At 32.8% G+C, this 16,300-nt stretch carries 21 protein-coding genes; 9 read left to right on the forward strand and 12 right to left on the reverse strand.

Annotation, left to right across the window (positions count from 1 at the left end; translation table 11 throughout):
* The first annotated feature begins 134 nt into the window (after positions 1 to 134).
* The 4 genes from P6733_RS08665 (at position 135) to P6733_RS08680 (ending at position 3,175) form a co-directional block, all read left to right on the forward strand.
* Positions 135 to 1,511: a peptide-N-glycosidase F-related protein gene (locus tag P6733_RS08665; RefSeq protein ID WP_306352370.1), complete on the forward strand. Its 1,377-nt coding sequence runs from the start codon at positions 135 to 137 to the stop codon at positions 1,509 to 1,511.
* 121 nt (positions 1,512 to 1,632) lie between these two features.
* Positions 1,633 to 2,028 (forward strand): hypothetical protein, encoded by a 396-nt coding sequence (locus P6733_RS08670; protein WP_306352372.1) that lies wholly within the window; start codon positions 1,633 to 1,635, stop codon positions 2,026 to 2,028.
* A gap of 122 nt (positions 2,029 to 2,150) precedes the next feature.
* Positions 2,151 to 2,729 (forward strand): pentapeptide repeat-containing protein, encoded by a 579-nt coding sequence (locus P6733_RS08675; RefSeq protein ID WP_306352374.1) that lies wholly within the window; start codon positions 2,151 to 2,153, stop codon positions 2,727 to 2,729.
* 11 nt (positions 2,730 to 2,740) lie between these two features.
* Positions 2,741 to 3,175, forward strand: a complete 435-nt coding sequence (locus tag P6733_RS08680) for a GNAT family N-acetyltransferase (protein ID WP_306352376.1) — start codon at positions 2,741 to 2,743, stop codon at positions 3,173 to 3,175.
* 75 nt (positions 3,176 to 3,250) lie between these two features.
* Here the strand turns inward: P6733_RS08680 and P6733_RS08685 are convergent, their stop codons facing one another.
* The 3 genes from P6733_RS08685 to P6733_RS08695 all read right to left on the reverse strand — a co-directional run bounded on the left by P6733_RS08685 (position 3,251) and on the right by P6733_RS08695 (position 5,527).
* Positions 3,251 to 4,111, reverse strand: coding sequence for a hypothetical protein (locus P6733_RS08685; RefSeq protein WP_306352378.1), 861 nt, complete (start codon positions 4,109 to 4,111; stop codon positions 3,251 to 3,253).
* Between the two features lie 27 nt (positions 4,112 to 4,138).
* A complete protein-coding gene (kdsA, locus tag P6733_RS08690) occupies positions 4,139 to 4,957 on the reverse strand; it encodes a 3-deoxy-8-phosphooctulonate synthase (RefSeq protein WP_306352381.1) in 819 nt (272 codons plus the stop codon).
* Positions 4,958 to 5,068: 111 nt separating this feature from the next.
* Complete coding sequence (locus P6733_RS08695; RefSeq protein WP_306352383.1) at positions 5,069 to 5,527, reverse strand: 2-dehydro-3-deoxyphosphooctonate aldolase; 459 nt, start codon at positions 5,525 to 5,527, stop codon at positions 5,069 to 5,071.
* Between the two features lie 141 nt (positions 5,528 to 5,668).
* Between P6733_RS08695 and P6733_RS08700 the strand changes: the two genes are divergently transcribed.
* Together P6733_RS08700 and P6733_RS08705 are read left to right on the forward strand one after the other, a co-directional pair.
* On the forward strand, positions 5,669 to 6,226 hold the full coding sequence (locus P6733_RS08700) for a YeeE/YedE family protein (RefSeq protein WP_306352384.1): 558 nt from the start codon (positions 5,669 to 5,671) through the stop codon (positions 6,224 to 6,226).
* A gap of 6 nt (positions 6,227 to 6,232) precedes the next feature.
* Positions 6,233 to 6,646: a DUF6691 family protein gene (locus P6733_RS08705; protein WP_306352386.1), complete on the forward strand. Its 414-nt coding sequence runs from the start codon at positions 6,233 to 6,235 to the stop codon at positions 6,644 to 6,646.
* 40 nt (positions 6,647 to 6,686) lie between these two features.
* Here P6733_RS08705 and P6733_RS08710 read toward each other — a convergent pair whose 3' ends face one another.
* The 3 genes from P6733_RS08710 to prmA all read right to left on the reverse strand — a co-directional run bounded on the left by P6733_RS08710 (position 6,687) and on the right by prmA (position 8,247).
* Positions 6,687 to 7,046 (reverse strand): DUF1622 domain-containing protein, encoded by a 360-nt coding sequence (locus P6733_RS08710; protein ID WP_306352388.1) that lies wholly within the window; start codon positions 7,044 to 7,046, stop codon positions 6,687 to 6,689.
* Between the two features lie 66 nt (positions 7,047 to 7,112).
* Positions 7,113 to 7,388, reverse strand: a complete 276-nt coding sequence (locus P6733_RS08715; protein ID WP_306352389.1) for an ATP-dependent Clp protease adaptor ClpS — start codon at positions 7,386 to 7,388, stop codon at positions 7,113 to 7,115.
* Between the two features lie 25 nt (positions 7,389 to 7,413).
* Entirely contained in the window at positions 7,414 to 8,247 is an 834-nt protein-coding gene (gene prmA, locus P6733_RS08720; protein ID WP_306352391.1) for a 50S ribosomal protein L11 methyltransferase, read from the reverse strand.
* 84 nt (positions 8,248 to 8,331) lie between these two features.
* On the opposite strand from prmA, the gene P6733_RS08725 reads away from it, so the two are divergent.
* Positions 8,332 to 9,558, forward strand: a complete 1,227-nt coding sequence (locus tag P6733_RS08725) for a porin (protein ID WP_306352393.1) — start codon at positions 8,332 to 8,334, stop codon at positions 9,556 to 9,558.
* Between the two features lie 75 nt (positions 9,559 to 9,633).
* On the opposite strand, the gene tpiA is transcribed toward P6733_RS08725, so the two are convergent.
* From tpiA to P6733_RS08750, 5 genes are all read right to left on the reverse strand, one after another.
* Positions 9,634 to 10,386: a triose-phosphate isomerase gene (gene tpiA, locus P6733_RS08730; RefSeq protein ID WP_306352395.1), complete on the reverse strand. Its 753-nt coding sequence runs from the start codon at positions 10,384 to 10,386 to the stop codon at positions 9,634 to 9,636.
* The gene (locus P6733_RS08735; protein ID WP_306352397.1) at positions 10,386 to 10,889 is read right to left on the reverse strand and encodes a TlpA family protein disulfide reductase; all 504 of its coding nucleotides are present in this window, start codon (positions 10,887 to 10,889) and stop codon (positions 10,386 to 10,388) included. The genes tpiA and P6733_RS08735 overlap by 1 nt, the downstream gene beginning before the upstream one ends.
* Positions 10,890 to 10,954: 65 nt before the next feature.
* On the reverse strand, positions 10,955 to 12,028 hold the full coding sequence (locus P6733_RS08740; RefSeq protein WP_306352399.1) for an ABC transporter permease: 1,074 nt from the start codon (positions 12,026 to 12,028) through the stop codon (positions 10,955 to 10,957).
* A gap of 45 nt (positions 12,029 to 12,073) precedes the next feature.
* A complete protein-coding gene (locus P6733_RS08745; RefSeq protein ID WP_306352401.1) occupies positions 12,074 to 13,168 on the reverse strand; it encodes a BT_3928 family protein in 1,095 nt (364 codons plus the stop codon).
* 67 nt (positions 13,169 to 13,235) lie between these two features.
* Positions 13,236 to 13,784, reverse strand: a complete 549-nt coding sequence (locus tag P6733_RS08750) for a DUF1599 domain-containing protein (protein WP_306352403.1) — start codon at positions 13,782 to 13,784, stop codon at positions 13,236 to 13,238.
* 135 nt (positions 13,785 to 13,919) lie between these two features.
* Between P6733_RS08750 and folP the strand changes: the two genes are divergently transcribed.
* On the forward strand, positions 13,920 to 14,744 hold the full coding sequence (gene folP / locus P6733_RS08755; protein WP_306352405.1) for a dihydropteroate synthase: 825 nt from the start codon (positions 13,920 to 13,922) through the stop codon (positions 14,742 to 14,744).
* Between the two features lie 12 nt (positions 14,745 to 14,756).
* Here the strand turns inward: folP and rlmH are convergent, their stop codons facing one another.
* Positions 14,757 to 15,230, reverse strand: a complete 474-nt coding sequence (gene rlmH / locus P6733_RS08760; protein WP_306352407.1) for a 23S rRNA (pseudouridine(1915)-N(3))-methyltransferase RlmH — start codon at positions 15,228 to 15,230, stop codon at positions 14,757 to 14,759.
* A 210-nt stretch (positions 15,231 to 15,440) separates the two neighbouring features.
* Here rlmH and nadC point away from each other — a divergent pair, with 210 nt between their 5' ends.
* Entirely contained in the window at positions 15,441 to 16,298 is an 858-nt protein-coding gene (nadC, locus tag P6733_RS08765) for a carboxylating nicotinate-nucleotide diphosphorylase (protein WP_306352409.1), read from the forward strand.
* Positions 16,299 to 16,300 lie beyond the last annotated feature (2 nt).

The raw sequence follows: 16,300 nt of genomic DNA on the forward strand, positions 1-16,300 counted from the left end.
AAATGCATCTGTTAAATGCTTGTTTAATTATCGTGTATTTGTGTTTTTTGATAATCATATTTTAAAATAATTGTGTGTAATAATGTAAAATTGTTATATTTATAAATAATTAACAGAATCAAACACAACTACTTATGAAACACAAACTACTAACCGCATTAATTTGCTGTACATTTCTTATTCAATATAATGTAGAGGCAAAAAATGATTTAAACAACAAGGTGAAACCAACCACAGCACCTTATTCTCTAACTGTTTTTAATGAGATATTATTTTATGACGGTTATGCCGCTACAGTATCTCAGCCTGTACCAGACGGAGTAATACGTCACCGCAATGATTTATATGCTCGAAAATTATCAGATGCCGAACTAGCACCTTTTGGAAACACATTAACGATGAAGGTTAGAGTAAAAGCATCCTGTGATAATTACGATCGTATTGGGAATGTGAACTTAGCCTTAGTACCGAAAGGAGCGACAACCTATGTGCCAGCAGAAGTAAAGCGCATTGAAGTAGGACGTTTTATTACCCCTTTTATGAATAAGAACGTAAACCCAAATGAAGTACCATATACTTATACTGTAAACAATGTGGCTAAAATTTTTAAAGATCCAGCGATTATAGCGCAATATGATATTTGGGTTGAATTGGAGGTTTTCGGGGTGCCTTATGCAGCCAATACACAAGTGGCAGGTTGTGCAGGAAGAAATGATGTCTTTTTTGGGACATTAACTTTTGAATCTGATACCGATACAAATATTCCAGCAACGAATAATTTTCTGTTACCATTGTCATTCAAGAGAGATATGAATAATTATTCTGCAACTGGAACTGATGTACCTGGACAGACTATCCGAACAATTCAGATGAATTTAGCAACCCCAGCTCAAAATGCTAAACTATATTTAATTACTTCGAATCATGGAGCAAACCAAGGAGGAGAGGAATACAATAGAAGAGAACATTATATTTATTTTGATAATAATGAAGTGTTAGTATATACACCGGGAGGATTGTCATGTGAGCCATTTCGAATGTATAATACGCAAGGAAATGGAATTTATGGGCCTACACCGAGAACGGATGCTGTATGGGCTTCATTTAGTAACTGGTGTCCGGGTGATGTAATTCCAATACGAGAAATAGCATTGGGTGATTTGGCAGCAGGAACACATACTTTTATGATCAATGTTCCAGCAGCACAATTTGTGGGGCAACAAGGATATATTCCAGTGTCTCTATACCTACAAGCAGAATCAGGTTCATTAAGTGTAACTGATGTAAGTCAGAATAGTTTTAAAATGTATCCAAATCCTACATCGGGCTTGGTGACAATAGAATCAACCGAGGCACTTAAGAAAGTCGCGGTGTACAATACCCTAGGACAAGAAGTTTGGAAAGGCACTACAACTACTTTGGAATTATCAGGATTAGATCAAGGAGTTTATGTAGTGCAAATTGAATTTGAAAATGGTCAGACTATTACAAGAAAGTTAGTAAAAAGATAAATTTTAAATGATTAGCTATTTCAGTTGATAATTATTTGTTAAAGACATCTATTTGATGAGGTATTAGCAGTGTTTTATTAGGAAAGGTTTCATACTTTTATCTAGATAAATATATAAAACCATGAAAAGAACATATAGAAATTTGATGATGCTTTTGGCTGTAATAGCATTAGCAAGTTGTAATTCTAATAAAAAAGAAGCTAAGGTTGAAGGAATCCCAAGTGTAGAACAAATTGAGACTGAAGCGCCACCTGTAGCGGATGATTTGCCTGAAGAAATTCAGGAAGAAGTTATTACTGTTGAAGGTAAAGTTCAAAAGATAGAAAATGGAAAAGATGGTTATACAGCTCAGGTCTTGACTAAAGATAATAAAGTCTATTTTGCAACAATCAGTATACCGAATTTAGATGATCCGAAACAATACAGAACAGTGAAAGTAGGTGATCAGATTACTGTAGTTGGTGAATCTTGGAAAATGGAAGAACAAGATTATATTCGTGTACACGAATTAAAATAATAGTTGATTAAACCCTAAAAAGGCCACGCTATTTTAATAATAGTTGTGGTCTTTTTTTGCTTTTTATGAGTGTTGAAAATAGAGGATTCTGTATCTTTACTTACAACTTTAGAAGAAAAATAATGGAAGAATTACTACACGAAAACAAGACTTTTACGAAAATTATATACTCGGAGAAGCAGATTAAAAATAGAGAATTTGAGCAATGTACTTTTGTCGATTGTGATTTTTCGAATAGTGATTTTTCTTTCAACCGTTTTTCTGATTGCACATTTATTGGATGCAATCTGGCAATGCTCAAATTAGCAAAAACAAGTCTCTGTGTCGTTCATTTTAAACAATGCAAGTTACTGGGAGTGAATTTTAGTGAATGTGAAGATTTTCTATTTGAAGTTTCTTTTAATGAATGCGTAGCCGATTACGCCTCCTTTCGATGGAAAAAAATGGCAAAAACCAAATTCATAAACACCTCGTTGCAAGGTGTGTTTTTTGATGATGCTAATTTATCCTCTGCCTTATTTGATAAAGTAAATCTTCAAGGAGCAGTATTCAATCGTACTGATTTAAAAGAAGCCGATTTCCGAACAGCTGAACAATATACTATTGACCCGGAACTTAATAATGTTCGTAAAGCAAAATTTTCATTCCCATCTGTGTTAGGACTTTTAGCAAAGCATAATATCAATGTAGAAATTGTATAAAAAATCTAGTTATGTCTACTATACATATTAAAACAGCAGAAGATAAAGATTTCGAATCTGTATACCAATTCATCAATGCATTAGAAGAAGATGTTTTTGATCGAGAGATACAAAAGAATATATACAAGCAAAATTGTAATAACCCCAATATTATTTATTTGCTTGCAATGGAAGATGATACAGCTGTAGGATTTATAAGTTGCCATATTCAATTACTATTACACCACAGTGGTCCAATTGGAGAAATACAAGAAATGTATGTAGATGCTTCAAAAAGAGCATTAGGAATTGGGAAAATATTAATTACAGAGCTTAAGAAGAGAGCGAAAGATAAAGGAGTTCTACAATTAGAAGTTACCTCTAGTTTTAAGAGAGATCGTGCCCATAAGTTTTACATGACAGAAGATTTTGAGTTTACACATAAGAAATTCGTTTATATAGGATAAGATAATAATTGGATAAAATAAAAAAGGCTTAAATGAATATCATTTAAGCCTTTTTTATATATAAAGTAGTGGATGTTAGATTCTAAAAATCCCTCCAAATACAAGATTCGTTTGTAAAAAGAAGAAGTCCTGCGATGCTTTGTCAGAAGAACTTCTTGTAGTTCTAATGTCTTGCATGTTAATATATCCGCCTTTTAATTCCGTTTGTACAAAGAAATATTTAAGGAATGTAATGTTTAAACCTGCCTTAGCAGATAAACCAAAACCAGAAATATGGAAATCATCATGACGATCCATTCCAAGTAATTTTGTATTTGTTTTTGGATATAAAATACCAGCACCAACACCCTCTGTAAAGTTCAACTGAATATTATCAGTATCCCAGTCAAATAAAAGTTTTGTGAAATCATCTACACGAGCAATTTCTACGTTAAGATAATTTAAACCATCAGTATGCTCATAAGTTAAGAAATCTTCGGAAAGAAATCTTTGATAATCCGTATAAACACCATTGAAAGCAGCTCCTGGAGTACCAGCAGGTTGGTTAATATAACCATTCATATTAGCGAATTTATCCTGATCCATTACATATTTCATATGGTCTACACCAATCGAAACATTGTATTTATCAGTAATGAAATAACCAAAACGAAGATTCGTTTGTGGAATAGTCATACGAGCAGGATTGATGTAATCAATATGATATCCTTTCGGCTTATCATGGGCTGTAATGTTGTCAAGTGTAAAGTCGTAATTATCACCTTGGAAACGCACATCAGATTTCGTGTAATGTGCACGATTTCCTCCCCAATAGACGTAGAATTTACCTTTGTTATGGGCTGTGTATTTTTCCGGAGTTATTGCTGCGTCTTGAGCAAAGGTGTGTAGGGAAAAAAACACAAAAAGCAACACAACCATTTTAAATGGATGTTTCAATTGTAAGGGTTTTTTAATATAATAAAATTAGAAAGTATTTACAGTTTTGCGGATAGCTACTAATTTGGTCATTAGATCTTCAAAATAATCTAAATGCAACATATTAGCCCCATCACTTTTAGCATTTGCTGGGTCAAAATGAGTTTCGATAAAAATTCCGTCAACGCCAACAGCAATTCCTGCTTTAGCAATGGTTTCAATCATATCCGGACGACCACCTGTTACACCAGCAGATTGATTCGGCTGTTGTAAAGAATGAGTAACATCCAATACTGTCGATGCGTATTCACGCATAGTTGGAATACCTCTGAAATCTACAATCATATCTTGGTAACCAAACATTGTTCCACGATCTGTAACCATGACTTTGTCATTTTTACAATCTAAAACTTTTTGTACAGCATGTTTCATACTTTCCGGACTCATGAATTGCCCCTTTTTCAGGTTAACCGTTCTTCCAGTTTCCGCAGCAGCCATAACTAAATCAGTTTGACGTACTAAGAAAGCAGGGATTTGAAGAATATCAACATATTCTGCTGCCATTCTAGCATCTTCGTTTGTATGAATATCAGTTACCGTTGGAACTCCAAAAGTTTGAGATACTTTTTGAAGGATTTTTAAAGCTTTTTCATCTCCAATTCCAGTGAAACTATCAATTCTTGAACGATTTGCTTTTTTAAAAGATCCTTTGAATACATAAGGAATTTGTAATTTATCAGTAATAGTAACGATTTTTTCAGCAATACGCATTGCCATTTCTTCCCCTTCAATAGCGCAAGGGCCAGCTAAAAGGAAAAAATTACCGCTATCTAAATGCTTAATCTGTGGTATATCTTGTAAGTTCATTTGCAATATTTTTTAAACACCGCAAATTTACGATATTTAAGATGGAAAAGGTTAATTTTAAGATTTTATACTGAAATATTATTGCGTTTAAGAAGAAGAAATTTCTGTACTTTATTTCTGTTTCACAGTTAGGCCAACAGGAATCATTATTTGCCCTTTTTCATACATGTCCAAGTATAACATAATCGGTTTCTCTTGACCTTCCCATGTGATTTTGTATTGATCTAATAAACCACTTCCCAGTTCACTTTTTTTAGAAGGAAAAGGGCAACAGTTGAATAATCTTTCATATTTTATTTTTTCTCCATTAGGACCTGCCAAAGCATTAAGGAAACGCCTTTGGTTTACGGGGCCCTCTTCCAATTTGGTGAAACCTACATGGATAGGATAATTTTTATCATAACCGTATTTTTTATCCGTACTCTGTACCGTTATTTTATAAGTATTTTCATCCAATAGAGTAGGAGCAATAGCACTATCATCAATATTTCTAATTGTATTTTTTGTACTGATACAAGAAGTTACTATGGTAAGTAATAAAAGACTGGATAATAAAAATATTTTTTTCATAAAAAGGCGGTTCAATACAGGTTATTACCTATCAAAGTTAAAGGTTTTTAAAAGAACGGCAAAGGTTAAAATTTATTTCCTTTCGACAGAGAGTAAGATAACTAATTTTGAATTTGTATTTTTGGGGAAAATATAAATATAATGGATTGGATTTATCAAACTTGGCCATGGTATGTTGCGGGTTTCGTAATAGGAATGGTAATGTTATTGCTTATTTATTTCGGAAAGAGTTTTGGAATGTCTTCGAACCTCCGAACACTGTGTACCATATCGGGTGCAGGGAAATTTTCTGATTTTTTTAGATTTGATTGGAAAAGTCAACGTTGGAACCTAGTGGTAGTACTTGGTGCAATGCTAGGTGGTTTTGTTGCAGTGAATTATATGAACGATGGGCAAGGAGTAAAGTTGAATCCAAAAACGATAGAACAACTGTCCGCATTACATATTGATGCACCAGAAGGGAAGTTATTGCCAGATGCATTATTTAGTATGGAGGCACTTCAATCTCCTAAAGTAATTGTAATATTATTAATTGGAGGAATATTAGTTGGTTTTGGAACCCGCTATGCAGGAGGTTGTACCTCGGGACATGCGATTTCAGGATTAAGTAATTTACAAATTCCATCGCTGATTGCGGTAGTCGGATTTTTTATAGGAGGTTTAATCATGGCACATTTATTATTGCCTTTAATACTATAACTAGAGATGAAATTTTTAAAATTTTTAGTAGTCGGATTTGTTTTTGGAATCATTTTGACGAAATCAGAAGCCGTATCATGGTACAGAATATATGAAATGTTTCATTTTCAATCCTTTCATATGTATGGTATAATAATGACAGCTGTAGTAACAGGTGTTGTAGGTGTACAAATCATTAAACGTTTTAACGTTAAAGATTACAAAGGAAATCCAATTGAAATTCAAGATAAAGAAAAAGGATTTACAAGATATTGGCTAGGTGGAATATTATTTGGATTAGGTTGGGCCTTAGTTGGAACATGCCCTGGGCCAATTTTTATATTACTTGGAGCAGGTTTTTGGAGCGTGCTTATTGTATTTGTAGGAGCCATGCTTGGAACTTTCCTGTATGGACTGTTTAAAGACAAGTTACCCCATTAATAAAACAAAAAAGTTCCGATATAATCGGGACTTTTTTGTTTTATTCGGGTAAGATGGGTTCTTTTTTGTTACCTAAATCAGAAGCCTTTAATTCTCGTTCTAAGAAGTAATTTAATGCAGTACGGAGAACAGCAATAGCAGCTAGCTTGCCAATGTCATCCCAAGTAGGAGCAATAGCTGTAGCAAGGATATCGGCGCCTAATAATAGCTCTAATGCCAGTGCTAATGCACTTCCAAATTGGATTCTTAAAAGTTGATTTGTTGTAGCGTTATCTAATATGAAAATGTTTTTTAGATAACCATATATGAATTTCAGTAAAGCAATACTGATAATTATAGCAGCAATGATTTCGACAATACTACTTAAATGTTTCGTGATAATCTCTGCTAATTCTTTCATGTGATTGTTTTCAGTCTAAGAAATAGAAAGATAAAAAAAAGACCTCAATAGTGAGGTCTTTTTTATTTAAATTATTTCAGCACTCAAACCGGCCGCTAGTAAACGAGTACATTGCGGTTTTAATTCCTGCAATTGTCCCGTTTTGACAGTACATTTTCCTTTATAATGAACCAGTAAGGCACATTGTTCTGCTTGTTCCGAAGTATGTTCGCAAACTTTAATTAAAGTTTCAATAACGTGGTCAAAGGTATTTACATCATCATTATACAATACAATTTCATTGTTTAGTGCAATGGATTCCTCAACTAATACTTCTTCTAAAACTTTTTCTTTGGTACTCATATTCAAACGTTTAATCTTTAAAAAGCTAATTTACATATTTTAAAGCAACCCAATTATTCTTTTGAAACTTTTTAACATATTTTAAGCCTTTTTCGGTACATGAAGCATCAATAAAAGGAATATCTTCTTCATAGAATCCACTTAAAAATAATGTTCCATTTGGATTTAAACAAGAAACATATTGTTCCATGTCATTCAATAAGATATTACGGTTGATGTTAGCAATGATAACATCGTATTTTTTACCTTCTAATAAGGCAGCATCACCTTCGTATACTGTAATATTATGACAGTTGTTACGACTTGCATTTTCAATAGAATTCAAATAACACCAGTTGTCAATATCAATAGCATCAATAGGATTTGCACCTTTCATTTCAGCTAAAATAGCCAAAATAGCAGTGCCACAACCCATGTCTAATGTCTTTTTACCCGTTAAATCAGTTTCCAATAAATGTTGAATCATCATATGTGTAGTTTCATGATGACCCGTTCCGAAAGACATTTTTGGTTCAATAATAATATCAAATTGTGTGTCTTTTTTCGGATGAAATGGAGCTCTTACTTGACAGATTCCATCAACTTCAATAGGTTCGAAATTCTTTTCCCATTCTTCATTCCAGTTTACCTGTTCAATTTCTTCAAAAGTATAACTAATCTTAAATTCAGAAGAATCAAGAATAGTAACCTCTTCTAAAATGTTTTCGTTCCAAAAATCTTTCTGTACATAAGCAGATAAACCATCTTCGGTTTCAATAAAACTTTCAAAGGCTGTTTCGCCTAATTGAGCAATTAAAATTTCTGAACCTAATTCTTTTGGTTCAACCTTAAAATGGTAACCTAAATATATATTTGACATAATTTCTAAATTTCGGCAAAGGTAGTATTATCTTGACTTTGAAACCTAAAAAAATAATGCTAGTTTTGTTTAAAGAAATAAAACATGAAGAAATTGTTATTATGTGTTCTTGTTTTGGGCTTTATAGCTACAGTACAAGGACAAGTAAGTATTAAACAATCTAAGACAGATAATGATTTAAAGCTTTCAGCACTACCGTATTATAGTTACGGAAAAGGACTTGGGTTAACCTCACCCGACAGTATATTTCAACTGAATATTCGTTTTAGAATGCAAAACCGAGTGACCTATTTGGATAACGAAGGTCAAGAATCTGCATTCGATGGTCAAATTCGTCGTTTGCGATTACGTTTTGATGGTTATGTAGGAGATCCACGATTTTTATATGCAATTCAATTGTCTTTCGCTCCTGGAGATGTAGGAGAAATTCAAGACGGTGAAAATATTAATATTATCCGAGATGCGGTAATTTTCTATAGACCAAATAAGCATTGGAATATTGCTTTTGGACAAACAAAGTTACCAGGAAATAGACAACGTGTAAACTCCTCAGGAGGGTTGCAATTAACAGACCGTACGATCAATAATGCAAAGTTTACGATTGATAGAGATTTCGGTTTTCAAGTACACCATTTGAATGAATACATCGATAAATTCTCCTATAATTTAAAAGCTGCTATTTCTACGGGAGAAGGGCGTAACTCAACAAAACAACCCGATAATGGATTAGCCTATACCGGTAAAGTTGAGATCTTTCCATTAGGGTCATTTACAAAAGATGGTACCTATTTTGAAGGGGATGTTGTACGTGAAAAGAAACCGAAATTAATGTTTTCTGGAGCTTATCAGTATAATAATAAGGCACGAAAAACACAAGGGCAATTAGGAGAATATCTTTTTGAAAAAAGAAATATGTCTTCACTGTTGTTGGATGCGATGTTCAAATACAATGGCTGGGCTTTTCAAACTGCTTATATGAATCGTGTATCCAAAGACCCTATTACAGTAGATCTTACGGATCCTACTATAAAACCAGTATATGTTTTTACAGGTAGCGGAATGGATTATCAGTTGAGTTATGTTTTTCCTTCAAAATATGAAATTATTGGTCGCTACTCTACCCAAGATGTCAATGATGATATTAAGGCACTAACACCAGATACAAATCAATATAGTTTAGGAGTTACAAAATACATTTGGGAACATGCCTTCAAATTGCAAGCGGAAGTGAGCTTGGATGAATTACATTATATTGATGGAAGTATGAAAAACAATTGGTATGTTCGCTTTCAAGTTGAAATCGGAATATAAAAATTTATACTAAAAATAAAAAAAGCCTGTTTAAATTTAGACAGGCTTTTTTATGATATAAATGATTCTCTTATCTTACATCGCGTTTACGATTGCTAGGAAGTCATCTGCTTTTAAAGCAGCCCCACCAATCAATCCACCATCAACATCTGGCTTAGAAAATATCTCCTTAGCGTTGTCTGGTTTTACACTTCCACCATAAAGAATTGATACGCTTTCTGCTGTAGCATTACCATACTGATTTTTGACCGTATTACGGATAAAAGCATGCATTTCTTGTGCTTGTTCAGGAGAAGCAGTTTCGCCTGTTCCGATGGCCCATACAGGCTCATATGCCAAAACAATGTTAGGCCAGTCTGCAACAGTTAGATGGAATAAAGCTTCTCTTAATTGATTTTCAACAATATTAAAATGATTTTCAGATTGTCTGTCTTTTAATTCTTCACCAAAACAGAAAATAATTGTAAAATTATATTTTAGTGCAGTATTTACTTTTTCAGCTAAAAGGGCATCAGTTTCATGGAAATAAGCACGACGCTCTGAGTGACCAAGAATTACGGTATTTACCCCAATACTTTTGAGCATACTAGCCGAAATTTCACCTGTGAAAGCACCGCTTTCTGCCTGATGCATATTTTGTGCAGCAACAATAATATTCGAGGATGATAATTGTTTTACAGCAGGAACTAAATTAACAAACGTTGGAGAAACTACAATTTTAGTTGTAGTGTTTTCAGGACGTTTTGATAGTAATTCATCTAATAAAGCTTCTGTTTCTTGGCTGTTCTTGTGCATTTTCCAGTTACCAGCGACAATCTTTTTTCTCATTATTTAATTTTTTTTAATATAGTATTCAAATTCTTATCATCTGCTTCAATAGCTTTGTACAAAGCAATTTTACCTTTTTTGTCAATAACCATATATCTTGGAATCCAATCTAAAGTAATTGATTTACCAAAAACACCTTTCATTCCATCAGAAACTAAATAATGCTCTCCTTTTACATCGTATTTTTCAATACCTTTTTTCCAAGCTTCAGCATTTTTATCCATGGATATGAAAAGATAAACTACATCTTTTTTGAAAGTGCTCTGTAATGTTTTTAATTTAGGCATACCAGCAACACAGTCCTTACACCAAGAAGCCCATACATCCATGACGATGGTTTTTCCTTCGTATTTCTTTAGTATTTCTTGAAAACTGATTTCTTTTCCGTCTACAGTTTGTAGCTTTTCTGCTAAACCTTCTGGGGTGAACGTTGTAGGGGTTTGTGCTTGGATAGTACCAACGCTAGATAAAATGAAAAGAGATAACAACAATAGTTTTTTCATAAGTGTGATTTTATTGTAAAATTAGTGAACCAGAATTATTTTTAATCAATTTTAATAAATAATTATTACAATCGAATTTTAGGATCTAAATAAGCATAAATGATATCTACCAAGATATTGATGACAACGAAAGTAGTAGCAATTACAATAACTGATCCCATAATTACAGGTAAATCCAAATTGTTTAAAGCTTCTACTATTTCTTTACCCAATCCATTCCATCCGAAAATATATTCTACAAAAACAGCTCCTGCTAGCATAGAGGCAAACCATCCTGATATTGCTGTAACAACTGGGTTTAGAGCATTTTTAACAGCGTGTTTTCGTATAATTTGAAATTCCGTTAATCCTTTGGCTCGGGCAGTACGGATGTAATCCTGACCCAAAACTTCTAATAAGGAGTTTCGCATTAATTGAATAACCACAGCCAAGGGACGAATACCTAGAACAATGGCAGGAAGAATACAATTTTTCCATTGGATATAAGAACCAGAACCAAAATCATCCACCTCATATAAACTTCCAGTCATATTCAGGTGAGTGTATTTATTCAAGACAAAACCAAAAAGCCAAGCAAAAATAATAGCACTAAAAAAGGAAGGAACACTCATTCCTAAGGTACTGAGTAAAGCGATGGAACGATCAATCCAAGTATCTTTATACAAAGCAGAAATAATTCCAAATATAATTCCAATAATCAATGCGATAATAATGGCTAAACAAGCCAACACAACAGTGTTGGGTAGTGTATCTCCAATAACCTGCGTTACTTTTTTACCACTTTTTTGAAATGATTCCCGTAAGTAAGGTGTTTTTAAAACAACTGTAGTATTCCCAATTGAAAACAACGACAAAGCATTGTATTTATCAGGAGAAAGGAATGTATAATCCTCTTTATTAGTGCTATGGAAAGAAAGCGGTGATAAATCGTTGAGGTAATACAAATATTGTTGACCTACTGGTTTATCAAAACCATACTTCTTTTTTACGATAGCCAGCTGTTCTGAATTCTCATTCTGATCCAACATCATTCGTGCGGGATCGCCAGGTAATACGGTGAATAAAAAGAATATTACTGTAATTACACCCCAAAGAGTGAGTAAAGCATACCCCGTTTTATGTAAGAAATATTTAATCAATGGCGTATTTAATTTAAAACTCTTTAGAATAAATCAGTGCTACAATTACAGTTTTAATTTTTTGATATCATTATAATGTACCATTTGTTTTACGGTTCCTTTATCTAATACTAAGATACCAGGATTTGAACGAACGATAGTTTTTAATGTTGTTTCATCACAGAAATAGAAATCAAAAGTAAAGTGATAGTCTGCTTTTGCTTTAGCAATAAGATTGTCTAAAGAAGCAGTAACGGCAATTACTTTATAGCCTTTTGCTTTTGCCTGTTGATTTAATTCTTCCAGTTTTGCCAATCCATCTTGGTTTGATTTAGATAAATTGTAAGCAACGATCATAACCAACTTAGGCTCATTCAACATGGCTTCTGTGAAATCTTCTCCATCTTTTTCAATAGAAAAATCATGGATAGGCGGTTCATATCCTTTTTCCATTTCTGTTGTTTCAACAGATACATATTCTCCCGCAATAGTAGGATAAGCCCCTTTGTTTACAATTACTTCCTCTTTCCCATTTACTTTAAAAGTCCATTTGTACTCATATACTGATTTTGGAGCATTTTCTGGAATTGTCATACCAGCCTGAATGTTGTTTCCTATTTTATAAGGTCTGAAATCAATAAGAGGTAAGTGATTTAATACATAATAAGCGAAAATCATACAAGCTGCAAAACTCACAAACACAGTTAAGTTTTGTCCTGTACGACTGAATATCGGTTTTATTAAATGCTTGTTGAAGAATAAGATTAAGATAAAGAATAAAAGAATTAAATCTTTATAAAATGATTGCCAAGGCGTTAGTTTTACGGCATCACCAAAACAACCACAATCTGTAACTTTATTGAAGTAAGCAGAATAGAAAGTAAGGAAAGTGAAAAATATTATCATCAATAATAAACTCCACATTGTGAATTTTGACTTGAAGCCAATTAAAAGTAGAATTCCTAACACAACTTCAAAAATGACTACAAACAGTGCAATTCCAAGAGCATATGGGATTAAAAATTCAAGATTTAAAACATTCTCACCAAAATATTCCTGAAGCTTAAAAGAGAAACCTACTGGATCATTCAATTTGATGAAACCTGAAATAATGAATAATATACCGACAAAAATTCTTGAAAAGTGGACTAATAATTTCATAATAGTATTTTTAAAGTTTCAATACAAAACCTTAATCTAGATTTTGTACTGAAGAGTTATGGGTTAGTTATTTTGTATCTGCAAAACCTTTTAAAATTAAAGCGAAAATAGCATAGTTAATCATGTCTTGATAATTTGCATCAATACCTTCGGAAACTAAAGTTTTACCTTTATTGTTTTCAATTTGTTTGACACGTAATAATTTTTGAAGAATAATATCGGTTAAAGAACTCACTCTTAAATCGCGCCATGCTTCACCATAATCGTGGTTTTTAGCCTCCATGAGTTCCTTTGTTAATTTTACTTTTTCATCAAAAAGAATTGTAGCCGTTTCTACATCCAAATCAGGTTGAGAAGCAACACCTCTATCCAATTGGATTAAAGCCATAATAGAGTAATTGATTATTCCGATGAATTCGCCTGATTCATCTTCATCAACTTTGCGAATTTCATTTTCCTGTAAACTTCTGATACGTTGTGCTTTGATGAATATCTGATCCGTTAATGAAGGCAATCTTAGTATTCTCCATGCACTACCATAATCTTTCATTTTGTTGATGTAAAGTTCTCTGCAAATTGCAATGACCTTATCGTATTCCTGATCCGTATTATTCATTTTCGGTGTATCTTTGTGTGAAATTTTTTCAAAAATAGGAATTAATTTTTAGTATTGGGTATTGATTACGCAGTATTGGGATGAAAAAATGAAGGAATAAAAAGAATAATACAATACAAATACTATATCATAAAAATGGTTATCAATTGCAAAGGAGAATTAATTGACTTATCACTTCCAAAAGTAATGGGAATTTTGAATATTACCCCAGATTCTTTTTTTGACGGAGGACGATATAAACAAGAAGATGAAATTCTAAATCGAGTAGAAGGAATGTTAACCCATGGTGCAACTTTTATTGATGTAGGTGCTTATTCTTCTCGACCTAGCGCAGCATATGTTTCTGAAGAAGAAGAATTGGAACGAATTCTACCTATTCTGCAATCCATTTTAAAGCGTTTTCCAGAAGCTTTATTGTCCATTGATACATTTCGTAGTGAAGTAGCAAAACAAAGTGTTGAAGCAGGTGCAGCATTGATTAATGATATTGCTGCTGGTGGCTTGGATGAGAAAATGTTTGAAGTGGTAGCAAAACTACAAGTTCCTTATATCATGATGCATATGAAAGGTACGCCACAAACCATGCAACAATTTACACAATACGATGATATTCTAAAGGAAATGTTGTTTTATTTTTCTGAAAAAATAAATAAAGCAAGAAGCTACAAGATTAATGATTTGATTATTGATCCGGGCTTTGGCTTTTCTAAGACAATAGAACAAAACTACCATGTTTTTTACAACATAGAATTGTTTGAAATGCTGGAATTGCCAATGTTAATTGGGATTTCAAGAAAATCTATGATTTATAAGTTGTTAGAGAATAAACCAGACGACGCCTTGAATGGGACCACTGTGTTAAATACAATTGCATTGACCAAAGGCGCAAATATTCTTCGAGTACACGATGTAAAAGAAGCGGTAGAATGCATTAAAATCATTGCGGCAATTCAAAAATAAAGGAATTCCAAATTATTGATGATGGTACGGTTCGTTTCTTAGAATAGTAAATCCACGATAGAGCTGTTCAATAAAGAACAAGCGAACCATTTGATGAGAGAAAGTCATTAAGGATAATGAAATTTTTCCTTGCGCTTTTTTATATACTTCTTCACTAAAACCATAAGGACCACCAATAACAAACACTAAAGTTTTTATACCAGAATTCATCTTTTTTTGAAGTTCATCTGAAAATCCTACACTGGAAAAATTTTTCCCATTTTCATCCAATAAAATGAGTTGATCTGTAGGAGTCAGTTTAGATAAAATAAGTTCCCCTTCTTTTTCTTTTTGTTGATTTTCCGAAAGGTTCTTCACATTCTTAATGTCAGGAATAATATCCAAATCAAATTTAATATAAAAAGATAATCGCTTGGTATAATCATCAATTAGCGTTTGTAACGCCTTGTTATCCGTTTTACCAATTGCAATAAGTTTGATGTTCATGAGAATGGGTTTTACGTTGCAAAATTACATTTTTTTAAATTTTATCAAGAGTAGAGACTACTTTTAAACTAAAATATGAGATAAAACATTGTTTCCATGATCTTTTTAAAATCTTTTATATTTGAGAAAGAGAACCGTAATATGCAAACACAATATGAGGCAGTACAAATAAAAAAATCACTATTTTAGCACTTCAATAAAATTGATAATATGATAAACGAAGCACAATTTCGAGAAGAATTGGAATTAATTATAAAAAACGGAATTCGTGAAGATGTAGGTGATGGTGACCATAGTTCATTAGCTTGTATTCCTGCTACTGCGCAAGGAAAAGCAAAGCTATTAGTAAAAGAAGATGGTATACTGGCGGGAGTAGAATTTGCTAAAATGATTTTCAATTATGTAGATAAAGACTTAAAAGTAGAAGTTTTTATTGAAGACGGAACACCAGTGAAATATGGAGATATTGCATTCCATGTTGCGGGAAGTTCACAATCCATATTAAAAGCTGAGCGCTTGGTTTTGAATTCAATGCAACGTATGAGTGCTATTGCAACAAAAACAAAATCATATGTTGAAATTTTAAAAGGAACAGAAACAAAAATATTAGATACAAGAAAAACAACACCTGGAATTCGAGCAATTGAAAAATGGGCGGTGAAAATAGGAGGTGGAGAGAATCACCGTTTTGGATTGTACGATATGATTATGTTGAAAGACAATCATAATGATTTTGCAGGAGGTATTACACAAGCCATTACAAAAACAAATGCGTATTTGAAGACTAACAATTTAGACCTTAAAATTATTGTTGAAGCTAGAAATATTGAAGAAGTAAAAGAAATTTTAGCCAATGAAGGAGTCTATAGAATCTTACTGGACAACTTTGATTATGCTATGACTAGAGAAGCTGTAAAGCTAATCGGGAATCAGTGTTTAACAGAATCTTCAGGTGGAATTAATGAAAATACAATACGTGAATATGCTAAATGTGGAGTAAATTATATCTCGTCAGGAGCATTGACTCATTCTGTGAGTAATATGGATTTAAGCTTGAAGGCGATATAATG

The sequence above is a fragment of the Flavobacterium aerium genome (genome assembly GCF_030766725.1).
Taxonomy (GTDB): Bacteria; Bacteroidota; Bacteroidia; order Flavobacteriales; family Flavobacteriaceae; genus Flavobacterium; species Flavobacterium aerium.

Coding starts and splice junctions, on each gene's coding strand:
- P6733_RS08665 (WP_306352370.1), top strand. CDS start 135: ATGAAACACAAACTACTAACCGCATTAATTTGCTGTACATTTCTTATT.
- P6733_RS08670 (WP_306352372.1), top strand. CDS start 1,633: ATGAAAAGAACATATAGAAATTTGATGATGCTTTTGGCTGTAATAGCA.
- P6733_RS08675 (WP_306352374.1), top strand. CDS start 2,151: ATGGAAGAATTACTACACGAAAACAAGACTTTTACGAAAATTATATAC.
- P6733_RS08680 (WP_306352376.1), top strand. CDS start 2,741: ATGTCTACTATACATATTAAAACAGCAGAAGATAAAGATTTCGAATCT.
- kdsA (WP_306352381.1), bottom strand. CDS start 4,957: ATGAACTTACAAGATATACCACAGATTAAGCATTTAGATAGCGGTAAT.
- P6733_RS08695 (WP_306352383.1), bottom strand. CDS start 5,527: ATGAAAAAAATATTTTTATTATCCAGTCTTTTATTACTTACCATAGTA.
- P6733_RS08700 (WP_306352384.1), top strand. CDS start 5,669: ATGGATTGGATTTATCAAACTTGGCCATGGTATGTTGCGGGTTTCGTA.
- P6733_RS08705 (WP_306352386.1), top strand. CDS start 6,233: ATGAAATTTTTAAAATTTTTAGTAGTCGGATTTGTTTTTGGAATCATT.
- P6733_RS08710 (WP_306352388.1), bottom strand. CDS start 7,046: ATGAAAGAATTAGCAGAGATTATCACGAAACATTTAAGTAGTATTGTC.
- P6733_RS08715 (WP_306352389.1), bottom strand. CDS start 7,388: ATGAGTACCAAAGAAAAAGTTTTAGAAGAAGTATTAGTTGAGGAATCC.
- prmA (WP_306352391.1), bottom strand. CDS start 8,247: ATGTCAAATATATATTTAGGTTACCATTTTAAGGTTGAACCAAAAGAA.
- P6733_RS08725 (WP_306352393.1), top strand. CDS start 8,332: ATGAAGAAATTGTTATTATGTGTTCTTGTTTTGGGCTTTATAGCTACA.
- tpiA (WP_306352395.1), bottom strand. CDS start 10,386: ATGAGAAAAAAGATTGTCGCTGGTAACTGGAAAATGCACAAGAACAGC.
- P6733_RS08735 (WP_306352397.1), bottom strand. CDS start 10,889: ATGAAAAAACTATTGTTGTTATCTCTTTTCATTTTATCTAGCGTTGGT.
- P6733_RS08745 (WP_306352401.1), bottom strand. CDS start 13,168: ATGAAATTATTAGTCCACTTTTCAAGAATTTTTGTCGGTATATTATTC.
- P6733_RS08750 (WP_306352403.1), bottom strand. CDS start 13,784: ATGAATAATACGGATCAGGAATACGATAAGGTCATTGCAATTTGCAGA.
- folP (WP_306352405.1), top strand. CDS start 13,920: ATGGTTATCAATTGCAAAGGAGAATTAATTGACTTATCACTTCCAAAA.
- rlmH (WP_306352407.1), bottom strand. CDS start 15,230: ATGAACATCAAACTTATTGCAATTGGTAAAACGGATAACAAGGCGTTA.
- nadC (WP_306352409.1), top strand. CDS start 15,441: ATGATAAACGAAGCACAATTTCGAGAAGAATTGGAATTAATTATAAAA.